Genomic DNA, 19,935 nt, shown 5'->3' with positions numbered 1-19,935 from the left:
TGCGTCTGGAGTTGCCGGAGGGGTTGGCGTCCGCTTCCGTGCTCGCGTCGGTTCGCGCGGCACGCGAGCATCGGAAGGGCAGAGGCCTTGGATACGGCTTGCTGCGCTACTTCCATCATGAGGCCGGTGCTTCGTCTGAGGTCCTCTTCAACTACCTGGGGCAGATCGACTCGGGGGCTCGGGACTCGGCGCTGTTCACGCTGGCGCCCGAATCCACGGGGGCCTCGCAGGGGACGCGTGGGCTCCGGAGCCATGTGTTGGAGGTGGTGGCTCGCGTCGTGGGCGGACGCCTGGAGTTGGCCTGGCATTACAGCGAGGCGCTGCATTCGCGCGCGCGCATCGAAGCCCTGGCGCGTCACTGTGTCGGAACGTTGGTGGAGCTCGCGGGCGCGACGGAGGGGCGTCATGCGCTCTCACCCCTCCAGCATGGGTTGTTGTTCCAGGTGCTGCTGGAGCCCGGCACCGGCGCGTACTTCGAGCAGCGAAGCTGGACGCTCGCCGGTCCGCTGAACGCCGGAGCACTCCGGCGGGCATGGGAGGCGGTGGCCGCACGGCATGCCTCACTGCGCACCTCGTTCCTCTGGGATGGGTTGGAGGCCCCTGTCCAGGTGGTCCATGCTCGCGCGACCCCCGTGTGGACCGAGCTCGACTGGCGCGGGCGCTCCTCGGAGGAGCAAACCCAATCACTGGCCGCGTTCCTGCGTGAGGACCGGGCGCAGGGCTTTGTCCTGTCGCGGGCGCCGCTGATGCGGCTGGCGCTGATTCGACTGGAGGACCAGTCCTGGCGGTTCGTCTGGAGCTTCCATCACCTGCTGCTGGATGGGTGGAGCCTGGCGCGCGTCCTTGGCGAGGTGCTCGATGCTTACGCGGCGATTGTCACGGGGGCAGATTGGCGCCCGCCCGCCGCAATGGACTTCCGCGCCTACGTCGAATGGCTGGGGCGCCGCCGACCTGAGCAGGACGAATCCTTCTGGCGGGAGCAACTCGAGGGCATCGAATCGCCGACGCCTTTGCCTGCGGAAGGCGGCTCCACCGCGGCGCATGACACGGGTGAGCACGCGCTGGATTTGGGCGAGGCCGATACCGCTGCGCTCCAGGAGTTCGCACGCCGCCATGGGCTCACGCCGAGCACCGTGGTCCATGGCGCGTGGGCGTTGCTGTTGTCCCGCTATGGGGGCGGGCAGGACGTCATGTTCGGGACGACGCTCGCCGGCCGTCCGCCGGAGCTGCCGGGCATCGAGGAAGCCGTTGGGTTGTTCATCCACTCGCTCCCGGTTCGCGCCCGTATCCAGCATGGCGCAGGGGTGCTGCCCTGGCTGAGCGAGCTTCAGTCCCTGCTGGTGGAGCTGGGGCAACGGGAGCACGTCCCGCTCACCCGGCTTCAGGGGTGGAGCGACATTCCCCGAGGCACGCCGCTGTTCGAGAGTCTCCTCGTGTTCGAGAACTACCCGGTGGATACGGCGCTCGCGCGCGGTGCGGCCGGGTTGGAGCTGCGGGACTTCGCGGCCTTCGAGCGCACGCACTATCCGCTGACCGCCGTGGTGGTTCCGGGCCGCTCCATGCGGCTGAAGCTGCTGTACCGGCAGGAGCGAATCTCAAAGGTCGCCGCCGAGCAGTTGCTGTCGCACTGGCGCGGTGTGCTTCAGGAGATGTGGCGTCGTCCTGCGCAGCGACTGGGCGACGTGTCCCTGCTGTCTGAAGCCGATCGGCGCCGCGTGCTGGTGGAGTGGAATGCCACCTCGACCGCGTACCCCCGCGAAGCCACGGTGCATTCGCTGTTCGAGTCTCAGGCCGCGCGGACGCCGGAGGCCGTGGCGGTGCGGTATGGCGGCACGTCGCTGACGTACGTCGAGCTGAACGCGCGGGCGAACCAGGTGGCCCACAGGCTGGGGGCGCTGGGAGTCCGGCGCGGGACTCTCGTGGGCCTCTGCGTGGAGCGCTCCGCCGAGCTGGTCGTCGGGATGCTGGGCATCCTCAAGGCGGGGGCGGCTTACGTGCCCCTGGATCCGGCGTACCCGCGCGAGCGGCTCGCATGGATGCTCGCGGATGCGGGGGCGCCCGTGCTGCTGACGCAGGAGCGGCTGCGGGGCGCGGTGCCTTCGGAGGGCGTGAGTGTCCTCACGGTGGAGGAGGTCTCGGCACAAGGGGACGTCGCTGAAACGGCGGCGCTTGTAGCCGGAGTCGGCGCAGCGGATGCCGCCTACGTCATCTACACCTCCGGCTCCACGGGGACTCCCAAGGGCGTCTGCGTTTCCCATCAGGCCGTGGTCCGGCTGGTGGTGGAGACGGACTTCATCCGCGTGGTGCCTGAGGAACGCGTGGCGCAGGCATCCAACGCTTCGTTCGACGCGGCTACGTTCGAAATCTGGGGTGCGCTCCTCAACGGTGCCCTAGTGGTTGGCGTGGAGCGGGAGACAGCGCTCTCTCCGCGTGCCTTCGCGTCCTGGCTTCGGGAGGAGGGCATTCGCGTCCTCTTCCTCACGACGGCCTGGTTCAACCAGGTGGCCGCGGAAGTGCCGGACGCCTTCAGCGGGCTGCGACAGCTGCACTTCGGAGGAGAGGCCGTGGACCCGAGGCCGGTCCGCCGGGTTCTTCAAGAAGGTGCCCCCGAGCGGCTGCTGCACGTCTATGGCCCCACGGAGAACACCACCTTCTCCACGTGGCACCTCGTCACGGATGTGCCCGAGGGCGCCGTATCGATTCCCATCGGGAAGCCGCTGGCGAACACGGTTCAGTACGTGCTCGACGAGGACATGACGCCGGTGCCTCCAGGAGGCGTGGGGGAGCTGTGGCTTGGTGGGGACGGACTCGCCTGGGGCTATCTGGGACAACCCGCGCTGACGGCGGAGCGCTTTGTTCCGAACCCGTTCGGCGAGCGTCCCGGGACGCGGCTCTATCGAACAGGTGACCGGGTCCGTCTGTTGGCGGATGGGGCGGTGACCTTCGAGGGCCGCGTGGACGCGCAGGTGAAGGTGCGAGGCTTCCGCGTGGAGCCGGGCGAGGTCGAGGCCGCGCTGCTTCGCCACCCGGATGTCCGGCAAGCCGTGGTGTTGGCGCGAGAGGATGAAACAGGGGGCTCGCGGCGCCTGGTGGCCTATGTCGTACCGACCGCGGAGGCCGCCGCGCCTCCCGAGCCTTCACTCCTGCGGACCTTCCTCGGCGCGCACTTGCCGGCGTACATGGTGCCTGCCGCCTTCGTGGTGCTGGGGCGCCTGCCCCTGACGCCCAACGGCAAGGTGGACCGGCGCGCGCTGCCCACGCCCACCGTCGAATCGGAGGTCATCGCACCGAGAGGCCCCGAGGAGGAATTGCTCGCGCGGCTCTTTGGCGAGCTGCTCGGCGTATCTCGGGTTGGCGCGTCCGACAGCTTCTTCGATTTGGGTGGACACTCCCTGATGGCCACTCGGGTCGTCACGCGGATTCACGCCACCTTCGGCGTCGCCTTGTCGCTGCGGGAGCTCTTCGACGACCCGACCGTGGCGAGGCTGGCCGAACGCATCCGCGAGGCCCGACAGTCATCTGGCTCGGTGCGCCCGCCGCCCATCGTCCCCGTGTCCAGGGACAACCCCTTGCCACTGTCCGCGATGCAGGAGCGCTTGTGGTTGCTGGAGCAGCTCCAGCCGGGCACGGCCCTCTACAACGTCCCCTGGGCCGCATGGCTCTCCGGGTCGCTGGACGTGCCTGCCTTGGAGCGGGCACTGGCGGGGCTGTTCCTGCGTCACGAAGCCCTGAGGACCACCTTCTCCAGCAACGCGGGAGATCCTGTCCAAGTCATCCATCCGAGTGGCAACGTGGCGCTGCTCATGGTCGACCTCGAGGGACTTCCGGCGGAGGCACGTGAAGCACAGGCCGTGCTCGCCGCGTCGGCAGAGGCTCGCCGCCCGTTCGACCTGGTGAATGGACCGCTGTGCCGGGCATTGCTGATTCGCACGGCTGATGATTCGCACCTGCTGGTCCTCACGCTGCACCACATTGTCTCGGACGGGTGGTCACTGGGCGTCGCCGTGCGGGAGCTGTCGGCGCTCTACGCCGCGGAGCTGAAGGGCCAGCCTTCCTCGCTGCCAGTGCCCACCGTCCAGCCAGCGGACCATGCGGTGTGGCAGCGCCAGTGGCTGCAGGGGGAGGCACTCGCGGCGCAGGTCGGATACTGGAGAAGGCAGCTCGCCGGAGCGCCGCCCGTCCTGGAGCTTCCCAAGGACTTCCCCCGGCCGAGCTTGCAGCGCTTCCGGGGTGATACGCTGGCGGTGCGTTTCCCCGCCGAGCTGTCGGAGGCGTTCCGTGCGCTCTGCCTGCGCGAAGGTGTCACGCCCTTCATGGGCCTGCTGGCGGCCTTCCAGCTCCTGCTGTCGCGGGTGTCGGGCCAGGAGGACGTGTGTGTGGGGACGCCCATCGCGGGCCGGCAGCAGCCTGGGCTGGAGAACCTGCTTGGCTTCTTCGTCAACACGTTGGTGCTCCGCGCGCGTCTGCCGCGCTCGAGCTCCTTCCGTGAACTCCTGCGCCAGGTGCGGGAGACGACGTTGGACGCGTACGCCCACCAGGACGTTCCGTTCGAGAAGCTGGTGGAGGCGCTGCAACCACCTCGGAGCTTGAGCCACGCGCCCCTGGTGCAGGTGGTGCTCGCGCTCCACGAAGCCACGCGCCAGGACGTCGCGCCGGAAGGGCTTGCCCTGCGCCCAGTGGAGCTGGCCTCGGGGACAGCGAAGTTCGACCTCACGTTGTCCCTGACGGACGCGGCAGAAGGGTTCACGGGAACCTTGGAGTTCGACGCGGACCTCTTCACGCGGGAGACAGCCGCGCGGCTGATGAAGGGGCTCCGGGTGTTGCTGGAGAGCGCGGTGGCGGATGCGGGCCAACGCCTGGGCGAGCTGCCGATGATGGACACGGCGGATCGTCAGCGCCTGCTCGTGACGTGGAACGACACCGCGGCGGAGTACCCCCGAGAGGCGTGCCTCGCGGAGCTCTTCGAGGCGCAGGCGGCGCGTTCGCCGGATGCCGTCGCAGTGGTGTGCGAGGAGACTCGGCTCACCTACGGGGAGCTGGACCGGCGGGCGAACCAGCTTGCGTGGTACCTGCGCAAGCGTGGCGTGGGACCGGGAACGCCCGTGGGGCTGTGCGTGCAACGTTCGTTCGACCTGGTGGTGGGGATGCTCGGCATCCTCAAGGCCGGTGGCGCCTACGTGCCATTGGACCCCACGTACCCTCGCGAGCGCCTGGCCTTCATGGTGGAGGACACGCGCCTGCCCGTGGTGCTGGCGCAGCAGGCGGTGGTGGCTTTGCTGCCTTCGGGCAGCGCGGACGTGGTGCTCCTGGATTCGGCCTGGGATGAAGTCGGGCGTGAGCCCACGGTTTCTCCTCGCGTGACGGTGCCGGCGGAGTCGCTGGCGTATGTCATGTACACGTCGGGCTCCACGGGGCGGCCCAAGGGCGTCTGCGTGCCGCAGCGCGCGGTGGCTCGGCTGGTGCTGGGCTCCCGATTCGCGCGGTGGGGCGCGGACGAGGTCTTCCTCCAACTGGCGCCCATCTGCTTCGACGCCGCCACCTTCGAGCTGTGGGGCGCGCTGCTGCACGGCGCGAAGCTGGTCCTCTTCCCAGCGCAGCCTCCCACGGTGGACACGCTCAAGGACGTGCTGGCGCGTCACGGTGTCACCACGTTGTGGCTCACGGCCGCGCTCTTCGAGGCGCTCTCCGCCGCGAGGCCGGACGCCCTGGATGGCGTGCGGCAGCTCCTGGCGGGCGGCGACGTGCTCCCACCGGCAGCGGTGCGGGAGCGGCTTGGGCGCGGCGGCATCCTGGTCAACGGGTATGGGCCCACCGAGGGCACCACCTTCACCTGCTGCCATGTGATGGAGGGCGCCGTCGCGCCGGGGGCTATTCCCATTGGCCGACCCATCGCCAACACGCGGGTGTACGTCGTGGACGCGGAGCTGCGCCCCGTGCCGGTGGGTGTACCGGGTGAGCTGCTCATCGGTGGTGACGGCCTGGCCTGGGGCTATCAGGGACGGCCGGAGCTGACGGCGGAGCGCTTCGTTCCGGACCCGTTCGGCTCGGAGGTGGGCGGGCGGCTGTACCGGACGGGCGACAGCGTGCGCTACCGCGAGGACGGCACGTTGGAGTTCCTCGAGCGGTTGGACGGTCAGGTGAAGGTGCGTGGCTACCGGGTGGAGCCGGGCGAGGTGGAGGAGGCGTTGCGCCTGCACCCGTCGGTGGCCGAAGCGGTGGTGGTGGCGCGGCCCGACCCCGCGGGAGGCAAGCGGCTGGTGGCCTACGCTGTGCCCCGGGCAGGGGAGACGTTGGACCCCCGCGGCCTTCGCGGCTTCCTGGCGGAGTCGCTGCCCGAGTTCATGGTGCCTTCCACGCTGGTTTCGCTGACGGCGCTGCCGCTCACGCCGGTGGGCAAGCTGGACCGGCGCGCGCTGCCGGAGCCGGAGGTCTCACGCCCAGCAGGGAGCGCCTTCGTGGAGCCCACCACCGCGCTGGAGCGTCAGGTGGCGGCGCTCTGGGCGAAGGTGCTCGGCGTGGAGCGGGTCGGTGTGGAGGACCACTTCTTCGCGGACCTGGGTGGCAGCTCCATGTCCGTGGTCAAGGCGTGCGCATTGCTGCGCGACGAGCTGAAGCGCGACGTTCCGGCGACGCGCTTCTTTGAACATCCCACGGTCCGCGCGTTCGTCATGTCCCTGGAGCGGGACGGCGAGGCGGCGGCAGACACCCAGGACAATGAGGCCCACGTGGATCGCGCCCAGCAGCGGCGTCAGGCGATCCGCCGGCAGGGTCGGCGAGGGAATCACGGCAATGGCTGAGCTTGATGACATGCAGGGCGAGGACTCCAGCAGCGACATCGCGGTCATCGGCATGGCGGGGCGCTTCCCGGGCGCTCGCAACCTGGGTGACTTCTGGAACAACGTCCGAGGCGGCGTGGAGTCCATCTCGTTCTTCTCCGAGGACGAGCTGGAGCGCTCACCGCTCATCCCCGAGGAGCTGTGGCGGCACCCGCGCTTCATCCGCGCGGGGGGCATCCTCGAAGGCGCGGACGGGTTCGACCACGGCTTCTTCGACATCCCGCTGCGCGAGGCGCAGTGGATGGACCCGCAGCAGCGCGTGTTCCTCCAATGCGCCTGGGCGGCGCTCGAGGACGCGGCGTATGACCCGTCCCGTTACAAGGGGCGCATCTCGCTCTATGCGGGCGCCGGTTCGTCCGGCCACCTGCTGAACCTGCTGAGCGAGGCACGGAAGGACGCGGGCGCGGGCCTGGAGTTGGCCACCGCGGGGCCGGAGAGCCTGGCGATGAAGGCGTCCTTCAAGCTCCAGCTCCGGGGCGAGAGCGTCGCCGTCTACACCGCGTGCTCCACCGGCCTGGTCGCCATCCACATGGCCTGCCAGAGTCTGCTGACGCGGCAGTCGGACATCGCGCTCGCGGGCGCGGTGCGCATCGCCAGCCCGCAGCGTACGGGCTACCTGCATCAGGACGGGCTCATCTTCTCGCCGGACGGCCACTGCCGCGCCTTCGACCACCGCGCGGGTGGCACCGTGGCAGGCAACGGCGCGGGCGTGGTGGTGCTCAAGCTGCTGTCGGACGCGCTGCGGGACGGTGACCATGTCCACGCGGTCATCAAGGGCTCGGCCGTCAACAACGACGGTCAACAGAAGGTCGGCTACACGGCGCCGAGCATCGAGGGCCAGACGGAGGTCGTCGCGGACGCGTTGGCCTATGCGGGCCTGGGCGGTGACGACATCAGCTACGTGGAGGCTCACGGCACGGGCACGTCGCTGGGCGACCCCATTGAAATCGCCGCGCTGACGCGGGCGTTCCGGAAGACGACGGAGCGCTCGGGCTTCTGCGCCATCGGCTCGCTCAAGACGAACCTGGGGCACCTGGACGCGGCGGCCGGCGTGGCGGGGTTCATCAAGGTGGTGCTGTCGCTTCAACACGGCGAGCTGCCGCCGAGCCTCCACTTCGAGCGCGCCAACCCGGAGATTGACTTCGAGCGCAGCCCGTTCTTCGTCAACGCCGCGCTCAAGGCGTGGCCACGGGAGAATGGGCCGCGCCGTGCGGGGGTGAGCTCCTTCGGCATCGGTGGGACCAACGCCCACGTCGTGCTGGAGGAGGCGCCCCTGGAGGCGGAGAAGGCACGCGGCCACCGTTCGTTGCACGTGGTGACGTTGTCCGCTCGGACGCCTTCCGCCCTGGCGGTGATGGCGCGCGAGCTGGCGACGCACGTGGAGTCCGCGCCGGGACTGGCGCTGGAAGACGTGGCCTTTACCCGGAACGTGGGCCGCCGTTCCTTCGAGCATCGCCGCGCGGTGGTGGCGGCGGATGGCGCCGAACTGGCGGAGCGACTGCGCAAGCCCGCGGCGGTGGAGGCGGGGCGGAATCGCCGCGTGGCCTTCCTGTTCCCGGGGCAGGGGGCGCAGGCGGTGGGCATGGGCCGCGAGCTGCACGCGGTGGAGCCGGGTTTCCGGAAGGACGTGGACGCGGCGCTGGCACGGCTGGAGCCTTCGCTTGCCGCCGAGGTGCGCGCGCTCCTGTTGCCCGCGCAGGGACAGGAGGCCGTCGCGGCCCAGAAGGTGATGGACCCTCGCGTCGCGCTGCCCGCGCTCTTCATCGTGGAGCACGCACTGACCCGACTCTGGATGTCCTGGGGCGTCCGGCCGCATGCGGTGCTGGGCCACAGCTTTGGTGAGTACGCCGCGGCCTGCGTGGCGGGTGTGTTGTCTCCGGAGGACGGCCTGCGGCTCGCGGTGGTGCGCGGCGCGCTCATGGCGCGGATGCCTGCTGGCGCGATGCTCGCGGTGGGGTTGGAGGAGGCGGAGGTCCTTCCGTTGCTCGGCGAGGGACTCTCGCTGGCGGCTGTCAATGGCGAGGGCCGGTGTGTCGTCTCGGGCCCGGAGCAAGCCATTGAAGCGTTGCAGGCCACGCTGTCGAGCCGCGGCGTGGGCATGGTGCGGTTGCCGTCGGCCCATGCCTTCCATTCCAGCGCCGTGGAGCCGCTGATGGTGGACCTGGCGCGGGCGGTGTCCTCGCTGCGCCTCCAGGCGCCGGCGCTACCGTATGTGTCCAGCCTCACGGGCACGTGGATTCGTCCGGAAGAGGCCACCGACCCCACGTACTGGGCTCGGCAGATGCGGCAGCCGGTGCGCTTCGCCGCGGGCCTGGAGACGCTTTTCGTGGATGGGTGCAGTGTCCTGCTGGAGGTGGGACCCGGGACGGACCTGACGTCGCTGGCGCGGGGACGAGCGCGCAAGGAACGGCAGCTCGTCGTGGCGCCTTCGCTGCGCCGTCGTCCCACGGAGAGCGATGCCCGTGGGCTGTTGCAATCCCTGGGAGACCTCTGGGCGGCCGGTGTGGACATCGCCTGGGAGAAGTTCCATGGCGCGGAGCCTCGCCGCCGCGTGTCGTTGCCCACGTATCCGTTCGAGGAGAAGTCCTGCCGTCTGGAGTCGTCGGGCGCGCCGCTCGTGTTGCCCACGGCCTCCGTGCCGGTGGCAGGGGCCGCGCTGGCTGGCACCGGCTCCGTGCTTCCCCTCGTCACCCCTGGCGCATCGGCTCCCGTCACCGTGGGGGAGATTCAGCAGCGCGTCATGGATATCTGGCGCGAGCGTCTGGGGGCAGTGGAGGTCGGCCCGGATGACGACTTCCTGGAGCTGGGCGGCAACTCACTGATGGCGGCGCAGATGCTGACCCGTCTGCGCGAGACGTTCTCCGTACAGCTCCCGCTGAGCGCGTTGTTCGAAGCCCCCACCGTGGCGGGCATCTCCGCGCGCATCGAGGCGATGCTCCAGGCGGCGGGGCCCCTGGAAGGCAGGGCGCCATCCGAGGTGATGTTCCGCATCGACCGCGCAGGCGAGCTGCCGCTGTCCGTGGTGCAGGAGCGCGTCTGGCGGATGGAGCAGCTCGATCCGGGGAACCCGTCCCTCAACATGCCCCTGGCGGTGCGCATCTCAGGCGCGCTGGATGTCCCGGTCCTGGAGCGGAGCATCAACGAAGTCATCCGCCGGCATGAGATGCTCCGCGCGACGTACCGCGTGGAGGACGGGCGTGTGCGCCAGCGGTTCTCCGCCGAGGTCCGCATCCAGGTGCCCGTGGTGGACCTGCGTTCCCATGGGGGTGACCGGGAGGCGGAGGCGCTGCGACTGGCGCTGGATGAGGCGGTGCGGCCGTTCTCCCTGGAGCACGGGCCCATCGTCCGCGCCAGTCTGCTGCGACTGGCCGAGACCGAGCACTTGATGCTGCTCACGGTGCATCACATCGCCTCGGACACGCTGTCCATGGTGGCCTTCTTCCGCGAGGCCGCGGCGAACTATCAGTCGTTCCTCGTGGGGCAGCCCGCTCCGCTGCCGGAGTTGGCGGTGCAGTACGTGGACGCGGCGGCCTGGGAGCGCCGCTCGCTCGCGGGTGGAACGCTGGCGGCCCAGGAGGCGTACTGGCGCGAGGTGTTGGCGGACCTGCCTCCGTCGTTGGAGCTGGCGGCGGACCGGCCGCGAGGGGCCGACCTGCGGCTGCGTGGTGCCCGCTTCCCGGTGGCCTTCTCGCGTGAGCTCAGCGCGGCGTTGATGGGCTTCAGCCAACGCGAGGGGGTGACGCCCTTCATGACGCTGCTGGCGGCCCTGGCGGCGGTGCTCGCCCGGTACTCGGGGCGCGAGGACATCGTGGTGGGGACGCCGGTAGGCAACCGTGCCCGTGGCGAACTGGAGCCCCTTATCGGCTTCGTGGCCCATGCGATGGCGCTGCGCACCGACCTGTCGGGTGACCCGTCGTTCCGCGAGCTGGTGGCGCGTGCGCGTGAGACGACGGTTGGTGCGTCCAGTCACCAGGACGTCCCCTTCGAGCACCTGCTGCCGTTGGTGGCCTCTGGCAGGGACCCGGCGCGCTCGCGGCTGTGTGACGCGGCGCTGGTGCTGCACGCGCACGTCACCACGGCGCCGCCCTCCGTGGCGGGCCTGGACATGCAGTTGGTGGAGGTGCCGGGAACGCCCGCGCAGTTCGGTGCCACGCTCGGTGAGTTGACGCTGCTGTTGAACGAGAGCGAGCGCGGCGGCTTCCACGGTTTCATCGAGTACGCCACCGACCTCTACGACGAGCCGCGCATCGCGCGCCTGTCGGCCCACCTCCAGACGTTGCTGGGGGCGGCCCTCGCGAACCCCGACCTTCGCGTGTCACGGATGCCGCTGGCGGCACCGGAGGAACGGAGCGCTGTCGCGCGGGGGCCTGCGTCCTCGGTGCAGCGCCTCCAGGTCGAGGGCCCCGCGGTTTCCACCATGCCGCCCTCCGGTGGGGCGTCGAGCGTCGGGCATGGGGACCTCGCGGATGCGGCCGTGCTGACTCGATTCGCGTCGTGGGTGCAGCGGACGCCGGACGCGGTGGCCATCAGCATGGGTGAGCGCCGCCTGTCGTGGCGGGAGTTGTCGGCAAGGGCCCGAGGTCTCGCGGCCCGGTTGAAGCAGGAGGGCGTGGGCAGGGACGTGCCGGTGGCGGTGCGCATCACACCATCCGTGGAGTCGGTCATCGCGCTTTGGGGCGTGCTGGAGGCGGGAGGCGCGTGCCTCCCCGTGTCAGCCGGTGAGGTCGCGGAGCTGGCGTCCCTGCTGCCGGCGCAAGGACCTCGGTTGTTGCTGGTGTCTCGGACGGAGGACGTGCCGGCGTTGCCGAAGGGAATCCGCGCCGTCGCGGTGGACTCTGTCGACTCGAGCGCGGATGCGATGGAGCCCGTGCCCGGGGAGCGGCTGGCCTTCATCGTTCCGGCGCCCGAAGCACTGGGAGGACACGGACGGGTCATGCTGAGCCACCGCAACGTGGCGCACGTGTTGGCCTCACTGGATGCCCGGACGGGCGCGGGTGGGGGAGGCGTGTGGTTGGCGTTAAGGGGGCCTTCCGCTGACCCGTCGGGACTGGACCTGCTGTGGGCACTGGCGCGTGGGATGCGCGTCGTCCTTCCGCCCGAGCAGCTCGCCGCGCGCTTCGCTGTCCTGGGCCGCAAGCTGGACACCCGGCGGCCTCTCGACTTCAGTCTTTCGTACTTCGCCAACGATGAGGACTCGCTGGGTGAGGAGAAGTACGAGCTGCTCCTCGAAGGCGCGAAGTTCGCGGACGCACATGGTTTCTCTGCGGTCTGGACGCCGGAGCGGCGCTTCCACTCCTTCGGTGGTTTGTATCCACAGCCTTCGGTGGTCGGCGGCGCGCTGGCGATGCTCACGCGGCACGTGCAGATTCGCGCGGGCAGCGTGGTGTTGCCGCTCCATGACCCCATCGAAGTCGCCGAGCAGTGGTCCGTGGTGGACAACCTGTCCCGTGGGCGCGTGGGGCTTTCATTCGCCACGGGGTGGCACGCGAACGACTTCTCGCTCTCACCGGGGACCTTCGACCGGCGGCGCGAGGTGCTCATTGAACGCCTGGAGGAAGTGCGGCGGCTGTGGCGCGGCGGCACGGTGCTGCGGCGTAACGGCGCGGGCAATGAAGTGGAGCTGGCGCTGCGCCCCAAGCCGAAGCAGGCGGAGCTGCCGGTCTGGCTGACGTCCACGGGAAACCCGGAGACGTTCCGGAAGGCTGGTGAGGTGGGGGCGGGCATCCTCACCAACGTGCTCGGACTGGGCTCCAATCTGGACGAGCTGGCGACGAAGGTGGCGCTGTACCGCGAGACGTACCGCAAGGCGGGACACGGCCCAGGCCAGGGGCACGTCACGTTGATGCTCCACACGTTCCTCGGCCAGGACCTGGACGAGGTGCGCGAGGCCGTGCGCGAGCCGCTGCTGCGGTACTTCCGCAGCTCGGTGGACGTGTTCGCCAACCTGGTGGCCAGCCAGGGCCTTCAGGTGGACGTGCGCGGCCTCACGCCAGAGGACGTGGAGGTGATGCTCGCCCAGGGGGTGGAGCACTACATCAAGGAAGGTGGCCTCTTCGGCTCGGTGGAGGACTGCGTCCGCGTGGTGGAGCGCGTGCGCGCCCTGGACGTGGACGAGATTGCCTGTCTCGTCGACTTCGGCGTGGCGCTGGAGCCGATGATGTCCAGCCTCCGCCTGCTGGACGTGGTGCGTCAGCGCAGCCAGGTGCAGGCACTGCCCGCGGATGCGGTGCTGGCCGAAAGCGATGCTGGATTCGGCGCACTGCTGTCGCTGGTGCAAGACGAAGGCGTCACCACGCTGCGCTGCGCGCCGTCGCAGGCGCGTGCCCTGGCGGAGCTTCCTGGCGCCAAGGCGGCGCTGGGGAGCGTTCGTCTCTGGGTGCTGGGGGGCGAGCCGCAGGACCTCACCAACTCGGCGCGGCACGTGGCGGTGGCGTCCTCCTTGGTGGGCGCGGCGTGGCCGTCTCCCGCTTCGGCGCCTGTGTACGTGCGGGATGCGTCCGGCGCTCCGGTGCCGGTTGGCGTGGTGGGCGAGCTGGCCCTGGGCGGCGCGGCGGTTCCGCTGGGATTCTGGAATGACCCGGAGGCCACGCGGGTTCGCTTCATCTCCGTTCCCGGGTCGGATGAGCGCTTCTTCGTGACGGGCCAGCGTGCTCGTTTCCGCGATGCCGGCGAAGTGGAGTGCGTGGCCCCCGCGCGTGCGACAAAGGCGCGGCGCCCTACCTCGCAGCCAGCCCGTGGCACCGTGGGCACCAGGCCCCCCACGCAGCAGACGGTGAGCGCGGAGGTTTCCTCGGCGACGGCCACGCCCGTGGTGCGAGTGGGGCGGGACAAGCCGCTGCCGCTGTCCTTCCCGCAGCAGCGCATCTGGTACCTCCACCAACTGGACCCGGCGGGCATCGCGTACAACAACACCGTCACCTTGCGTCTCGATGGCGCGGTGGACGAAGCCCTCTTGGAGGCCGCGCTGAACGCGCTGGTCCGCCGGCATGAAGTCCTGCGCACGACCTTCGCGCTCGAAGACGGCGGTGCGTACCAGGTGATCGCCGACGCCATGCCCCTGGTGCTGGAGCGGCTGGAGGCCCGAGGCGGCACGATGGAGGCGCGGGAGGAGGACGCGCTGAAGCAGGCCCTGACCGAGGCGCGCAAGCCCTTTGACTTGATGCATGGGCCGGTGATGCGAGCCGTGCTGATTCGCATCAGCGAGGCCGTGTCCGTGCTGCACCTCACGCTGCACCACATCGCCTCGGACGGATGGTCTGGGGGCGTGCTCTTCCGCGAGCTGGTGGCGGGCTATGAAGCGCTCGCGGCGGGCCGGCCGTCACCGCTGCCGGAACTCCCGATTCAGTACGCGGACTACGCTGTGTGGCAGCGCGGCTGGCTGGAGGGGCCGGGCATGGAGACCCAGCTCGCGTACTGGAAGAAGCAGCTCGCGGGCGCGCAGGTGTTGGAGCTGCCAACGGACCGTCCGCGTCCCGCGCGCTGGACGGGTCGTGGGGGGCGTCTCCAGGTCTCCGTGGACAAGCCCGTGATGGACGCGGTGTGGGCCGTGGGCCGTCGCGAGGGCGCCACGCCCTTCATGGTGCTGACGGCGGCGTTCCAGACGCTGCTGCACCGGTACTCAGGGCAGGACGACATCATCGTCGGCACGTCCGCTGCGGGCCGCAACCGTCCGGAGCTGGAAGGGCTCATCGGCTGCTTCCTGAACACACTTGCCATCCGAGGCGACCTGTCGGGAGCGCCCACCTTCGTGGAGCTGCTGCGCCGGGTGAAGGTGGCGTCGATTGGTGCGTATGCCCACCAGGAGATTCCGTTCGAGCGGCTGGTGGACGAGCTGCGCGTGCCGAGAGATCCGAGCCGCATGCCACTGGTCCAGGCGATGCTCACGTTCCACAACACGCCGCCTGTCGAGGTCCGAACGCCAGGGTTGGGCGTGAAGATGGTGGAGCTGGACATCGGCGCCACCAAGGTGGACCTGTCACTGGAGCTGCGTGAGACGCCGCGAGGGCTCACGGGGGCCTTGGAGTACCCGGCGGATCTGTTCGACCTGTCCACGGTGGAGTTGCTGTGGGAGCGCTTCGTCCGGCTGCTCCAGGGCATCGCCGCGAATCCGTCGCAGCGCGTGTCTGAGTTGCCGCTGCTGTCCGCCGCGGAGCGCCAGCGGATGCTGGTGGAGTGGAACGACACCCGCGAGCCCTTCGTGGCGGACGCGACGCTGCATGGCTTGTTCCAGGCGCAGGCCGCCCGGACGCCGGACACGGTGGCGGTGGTGGCCGAGGGCCAGCAACTCACGTACGCGGAGCTGGACGAACAGGCCAACCAGCTCGCGCACCACCTGCGCACGCTGGGCGTGGGGCCCGAGGTCCGCGTGGGTCTGTGCGTGGAGCGCTCCGTGGAGCTGGTGGTGGGGCTCCTCGGCGTGCTGAAGGCCGGCGGCGCGTTCGTCCCCTTGGACCCCGCGTACCCCACGGCTCGGTTGACGCACATGATGCGGGACGCCGGTCTGTCCGTGGTGGTGACGATGGATGACATCGCGGACGTGCTCCCCGCGGGCGGCGAGCTGCTCGTCGCGCTGGACGGAGACGGACGCCATCTCGCGCGCAACCCGTCCGCGCCACCTCGCGTGGGTTCGTTGCCGGAGCATCTGGCATACGTCATCTACACGTCCGGCTCCACGGGGACTCCGAAGGGCGTGCTGGTGCCGCACCAGGGCCTCTGCAACACCCTGGGCACCATCCTCCGGGCGCATGACGTGCGGCCAGGGCGGCGTGTGCTCCAGGCGGCGGCGCTCGGGTTCGACGCGTCCGTCCTGGAGGTGCTGTCCACGCTGGTGGCCGGTGCGGAGCTGCACCTGGCGCCGCGCGAGTCGCTGCTGCCGGGAGAGCCGCTGCACAGGCTGTTGGAGTCGCGGGGCATCACCACGGTGACGCTCACGCCTTCGTCGCTGTCTCAGTTGGAGCCGGAGGGCCTTCCCTTGCTGGAGACGGTCATCTCCGCCGGAGAAGCCTGCTCGCCGGAGCTGGCGCGGCGATGGAAGCCGGGGCGGCGCCTGCTCAACGGCTACGGGCCCACGGAGGCGTCCGTCTGCGCGACGCTCTCCACCGAGCTGGACGTGGATCGCCCGGACATCGGCCGTCCCGTCGCGAACATGCGCGCGTATGTGCTGGACGGGTGGGGGCAGCCCGTGCCTCCGGGCGTGCCGGGCGAGTTGTACCTGGGCGGACCGGGTGTGGCGCGTGGCTACCTGGGGCGGCCGGAGCTGACGGCGGAGCGCTTCGTCCCGGATGCACTCTCGGGAGAGGCGGGGACGCGGCTGTACCGCACGGGCGACCGGGTCCGCTTCGTCGCGGACGGTCGCTTGGAGTACCTGGGCCGCACCGACTTCCAGGTGAAGCTGCGCGGCTTCCGCATCGAACTAGGGGAAGTGGAAGCGGTGCTGCGCCAGTACCCTGACGTGCGTGACGCGGTGGCCCTCGTGCGTGAGGACACGCCGGGAGCGCGGAGGCTGGTGGGGTACGTCGTGCAAGCCGCGGAACTGGACGCATCGGCACTGCGCTCGTTCATGAAGGAACGGCTGCCCGACCATCTGGTGCCCGCTGCCTTCGTCGCGCTGGACGCGCTTCCGCTGTCACCCAGCGGAAAGGTGGACCGGGCAGCGTTGCCGGCTCCGGACGCAGCGCGTGGAGGCAACGCGAAGGTGTTCACCGAGCCGCGCACGGAAGCGGAGAAGGCGTTGGCCGCGCTCTGGGCGCAGGTCCTGGGCGTGGAGCGCGTGGGCCTGCACGACAACTTCTTCGAGCTGGGCGGCGACTCCATCCTGGGCATCCAGATTGTCTCCCGGGCCAAGGCCCTGGGGCTGGAGTTGGAGCCGGCCATGCTCTTCGAGCGGCAGACGCTCGTGGAACTGGCGGCCGCCGCCGGGACGGCGAAGGCAGGCACGGCGGAGCAGGGGTTGGTGGAGGGGCCTGTGCCGCTGACGCCCATGCAGCGCATCTTCTTCGACGAGTGGGCGTTGCCTCAGCCGCACCACTACAACCTGGCCGCGGTGCTGGAGGTGCGCCGGCCGGTGGATGCCGCGCTGCTGGAGGAGGCGTTGCGGGCGCTGGTGTCGCACCATGATGCGCTCCGGCTGCGCTTCACGCGTGCGCCGGAAGGCTGGCGTCAGGCCCTTGCGGGCGTGCCCGAGCGAGTGCCCGTGAGGCGCGTGGACCTGTCTTCCGTACAGGAGGCGGAGCAGGGCGCCGCATTGGAGTCCGTGGGCGCGGAGGTCCATCAGAGCCTGGACCTGGGCGAGGGGCTGCTGCTGCGCGCGGCCTTGTTCGAGCGGGGCGCGGGCCGGACGTCCCGGCTGCTGCTGGTGGTGCACCACCTGGCGGTGGATGGTGTATCGCTCCGTCCGTTGCTGGAGGACCTGGAGACCGCGTACTCGCAGTTGGAGCGAGGCGCTCCGGTGTCGCTGCCGCCGAAGACGACGTCCTTCAAGGCGTGGGCGGAGCGGCTGTTGTCACATGCCCGGACAGACGAGGTGGCGCGCGAGCTGCCGCTCTGGAAGGCCTCGCGTGACGTCCCCTCGCTCCCTGTGGACCTGCGAGGAGGCGACGACACGGCGGGCTCGGAAGCGCTGGTGACGGTGACGCTGGGCGTGGACGAAACGAAGGCGTTGGTGGGCGAAGTGCCCCTGGCGTACCGGGCGCGCGTGGATGAGGTGCTGCTCACGGCGGTGGCACGCGCGGTGTCTCGCTGGACGGGGAGCCGCAACGTGCGGCTGGAGCTGGAGGGCCACGGGCGCGAGGCCCTCTTCGGTGGCGTGGACCTGTCTCGCACCGTGGGCTGGTTCACCAGCACCTTCCCGCTGGAGGTGGAGTTGCCAGAGGCGGGCAGTCCAGGAGATGCGCTCCGGACGTTGCGGGATGCGCGGCGGCGGTTGCCGGTGAATGGCATGGGCTACGGCTTGCTGCGCTACCTGCGCGAAGACACGGCCCAGACGTTGCGCGCAGCGCCGCGCGCGGAGGTGGGGTTCAACTACCTGGGGCAGCTCGACTCGGCGGCTCGGGGGGCGGAGCGCTTCGCCCTCACGGAGGAGCCGAGCGGCGCATGGCATGGCGTGGGAGGCCGTCGTCCGCACCGTCTCGAGGTGAATGCCGTGGTGTCCGAGGGCCGGCTGAAGGTGGCCTGGGCCTACAGCACGCGCGTCCACCAGCGGGCGACCATCGAAGCCGTTGCAGACGACTTCCTGTCATCGCTGCGCGAGCTGATGGAGGGCCGGAGTACGCCGGATGCTGCGCGCCGTTCGCCTGGGGACTTCCCGCTCGCGCGCCTCTCGTCCTCCTCCCTGGACCGCTTGCTGCGCCAGTTCCCGGCCGTGGAGGACCTGTACCCGCTCACGTCGCTTCAGCAGGGCATGCTGTTCCATGTCGCGCTTGCGCCCCAAGGCTCGGGTGTCTTCCATGAGCAGTTGGCGTGGACGTCACGCGGGAACGTGGATGTCGCCGCGCTGCGACGGGCGTGGGCGGTGGTCATCGCTCGTAACGCGGTCCTGCGAACGTCCTTCATCCACGAGGGACTGCCGGAGCCGCTCCAGGTGGTCCATGCCAAGGCGGAGCTGCCCTGGACGGAGCACGACCTGCGCGGTGTTCCCGCCGAGGAGCAGCGCGCCCGGCTCGAGTTGCTGGTGCGTGAGGACCGTGCCCGTGGCTTCGACCTGGCGCCCGCGCCTCTGGCCCGGATGGCGGTGGTCCGCCTGGCCGAGCAGGAGTACCGCTTCCTCTGGAGCCACCACCATCTGGTGATGGACGGGTGGGGCGTGGGCGTGATGTTGCGGGAGGTCTTCGCCTGCTACGCGGCGCTGGCGCAGGGGCGCGACGCTGCGTTGCCTCGTCCCGCGGCCTGGCGCGACTACATGGCCTGGTTGCAGCGGCAGGACTTGTCTCGCGCCGAGGCGTTCTGGCGCGAGGAACTCGCGGGCTTCACCACACCCACGCCGCTCCCCGGCGCCCGGACCGCCGCGCCCGGGATGGAGGCCGCCGTCACGGGTGAGGAGGTTCTGTGGCTGTCGCAAGAAGCCACGGCCGCGCTTCAGGCCTTCGCACGGCGCAACGCGGTGACGCTCAACACGCTGACGCAGGGCGCGTGGGCGCTGCTCCTCGGGCGCCATGCGGGCCAGGAGGACGTCGTCTTCGGAGCCACGGTCTCCGGACGTCCCGTGGACCTGCCGGACGCCGAGTCCATGGTGGGCCTGTTCATCAACTCGCTGCCCATCCGCGTGGAGCTGTCCTCCAACGCGCTGGTGGTGCCCTGGCTGCAGAAGCTCCAGGCACGGCAGCTGGAGATGCGGAAGTACGAGCACAGTCCGCTGGTCCAGGTGAAGGGCTGGAGCGACATGCCTCGGGGCCTGCCGCTCTTCGAGAGCCTGCTCATCTTCGAAAACTATCCGCTCGACACTTCGCTGGGACAGGGCGTGCCGGGGCTGGAGGTGGGGGACGTGGAGAGCCGTGAGCAGGGCAACCACCCGCTCATTGCCTATGTGGTTCCCGGTGACAGGCTGCGCTTGAGCCTGGCCTACGCTCCCGAGCTGCATGGCTCGGACGTGGTGGCCGAGTTGCTGGCGCACTGGCGCATCCTGCTGGAGGCACTGGCCTCAGGCGTGGAGCGGCTCGCCGACGTGACGTTGCCGGGAGACGCCGAGCGGCTTCAGGCCATTGCCAAGGCGCAAGTGGGCTCCATGGGGCACGCCGCGGAGTACGTCGCCCCCTCCACGCCGGAGGAGCTGGCGCTGGCGGGGATCTGGACGGAGCTGCTCGGCCGGCCGCGAGTTGGCGCTCGGGACGACTTCTTCGCCTTGGGCGGACACGCGGGGATGGCCGCGCGGATTGTGGCGCGCGTGCGTGAAGCGTTGGGCGTGGAGCTGCCGCTGCCGGCGGTGTTCGAGTCGCCCACGCTCGCTGGCATGGCGGAAGTGGTGTCCCGGATGGCGGGTTCGATGAAGCAGCTCGCGGATGACGCCATCGCACCGGCGTCGAAGTCGCTGGACCCGGCCGCGTTGGACCAATTGTCGGACGAGGAACTGGACGCGCTGCTGGACGCGACCGAGGTGGAGAGCTGA

General features: G+C 70.3%; 2 protein-coding genes (1 of these 2 only partly in view). Both read left to right on the top strand.

Going from position 1 to position 19,935, the window contains the following annotated elements:
• Window positions 1-6,797 carry the end of a non-ribosomal peptide synthase/polyketide synthase gene (locus HNV26_RS05090; protein ID WP_171439465.1) on the top strand. The gene continues 10,357 nt to the left of window position 1, outside the view, so only the last 6,797 of its 17,154 coding nucleotides appear in the window; the start codon falls outside the window, past its left edge; its stop codon occupies window positions 6,795-6,797.
• Window positions 6,790-19,935: a non-ribosomal peptide synthetase/type I polyketide synthase gene (locus HNV26_RS05085; RefSeq protein WP_171439466.1), complete on the top strand. Its 13,146-nt coding sequence runs from the start codon at window positions 6,790-6,792 to the stop codon at window positions 19,933-19,935. Before HNV26_RS05090 ends, HNV26_RS05085 begins: the two co-directional genes overlap by 8 nt.

It is taken from the genome of Myxococcus xanthus (assembly GCF_013116825.1).
GTDB lineage: Bacteria > Myxococcota > Myxococcia > Myxococcales > Myxococcaceae > Myxococcus > Myxococcus xanthus_B.
This window is presented reverse-complemented; position numbering and strand designations above follow the sequence as displayed.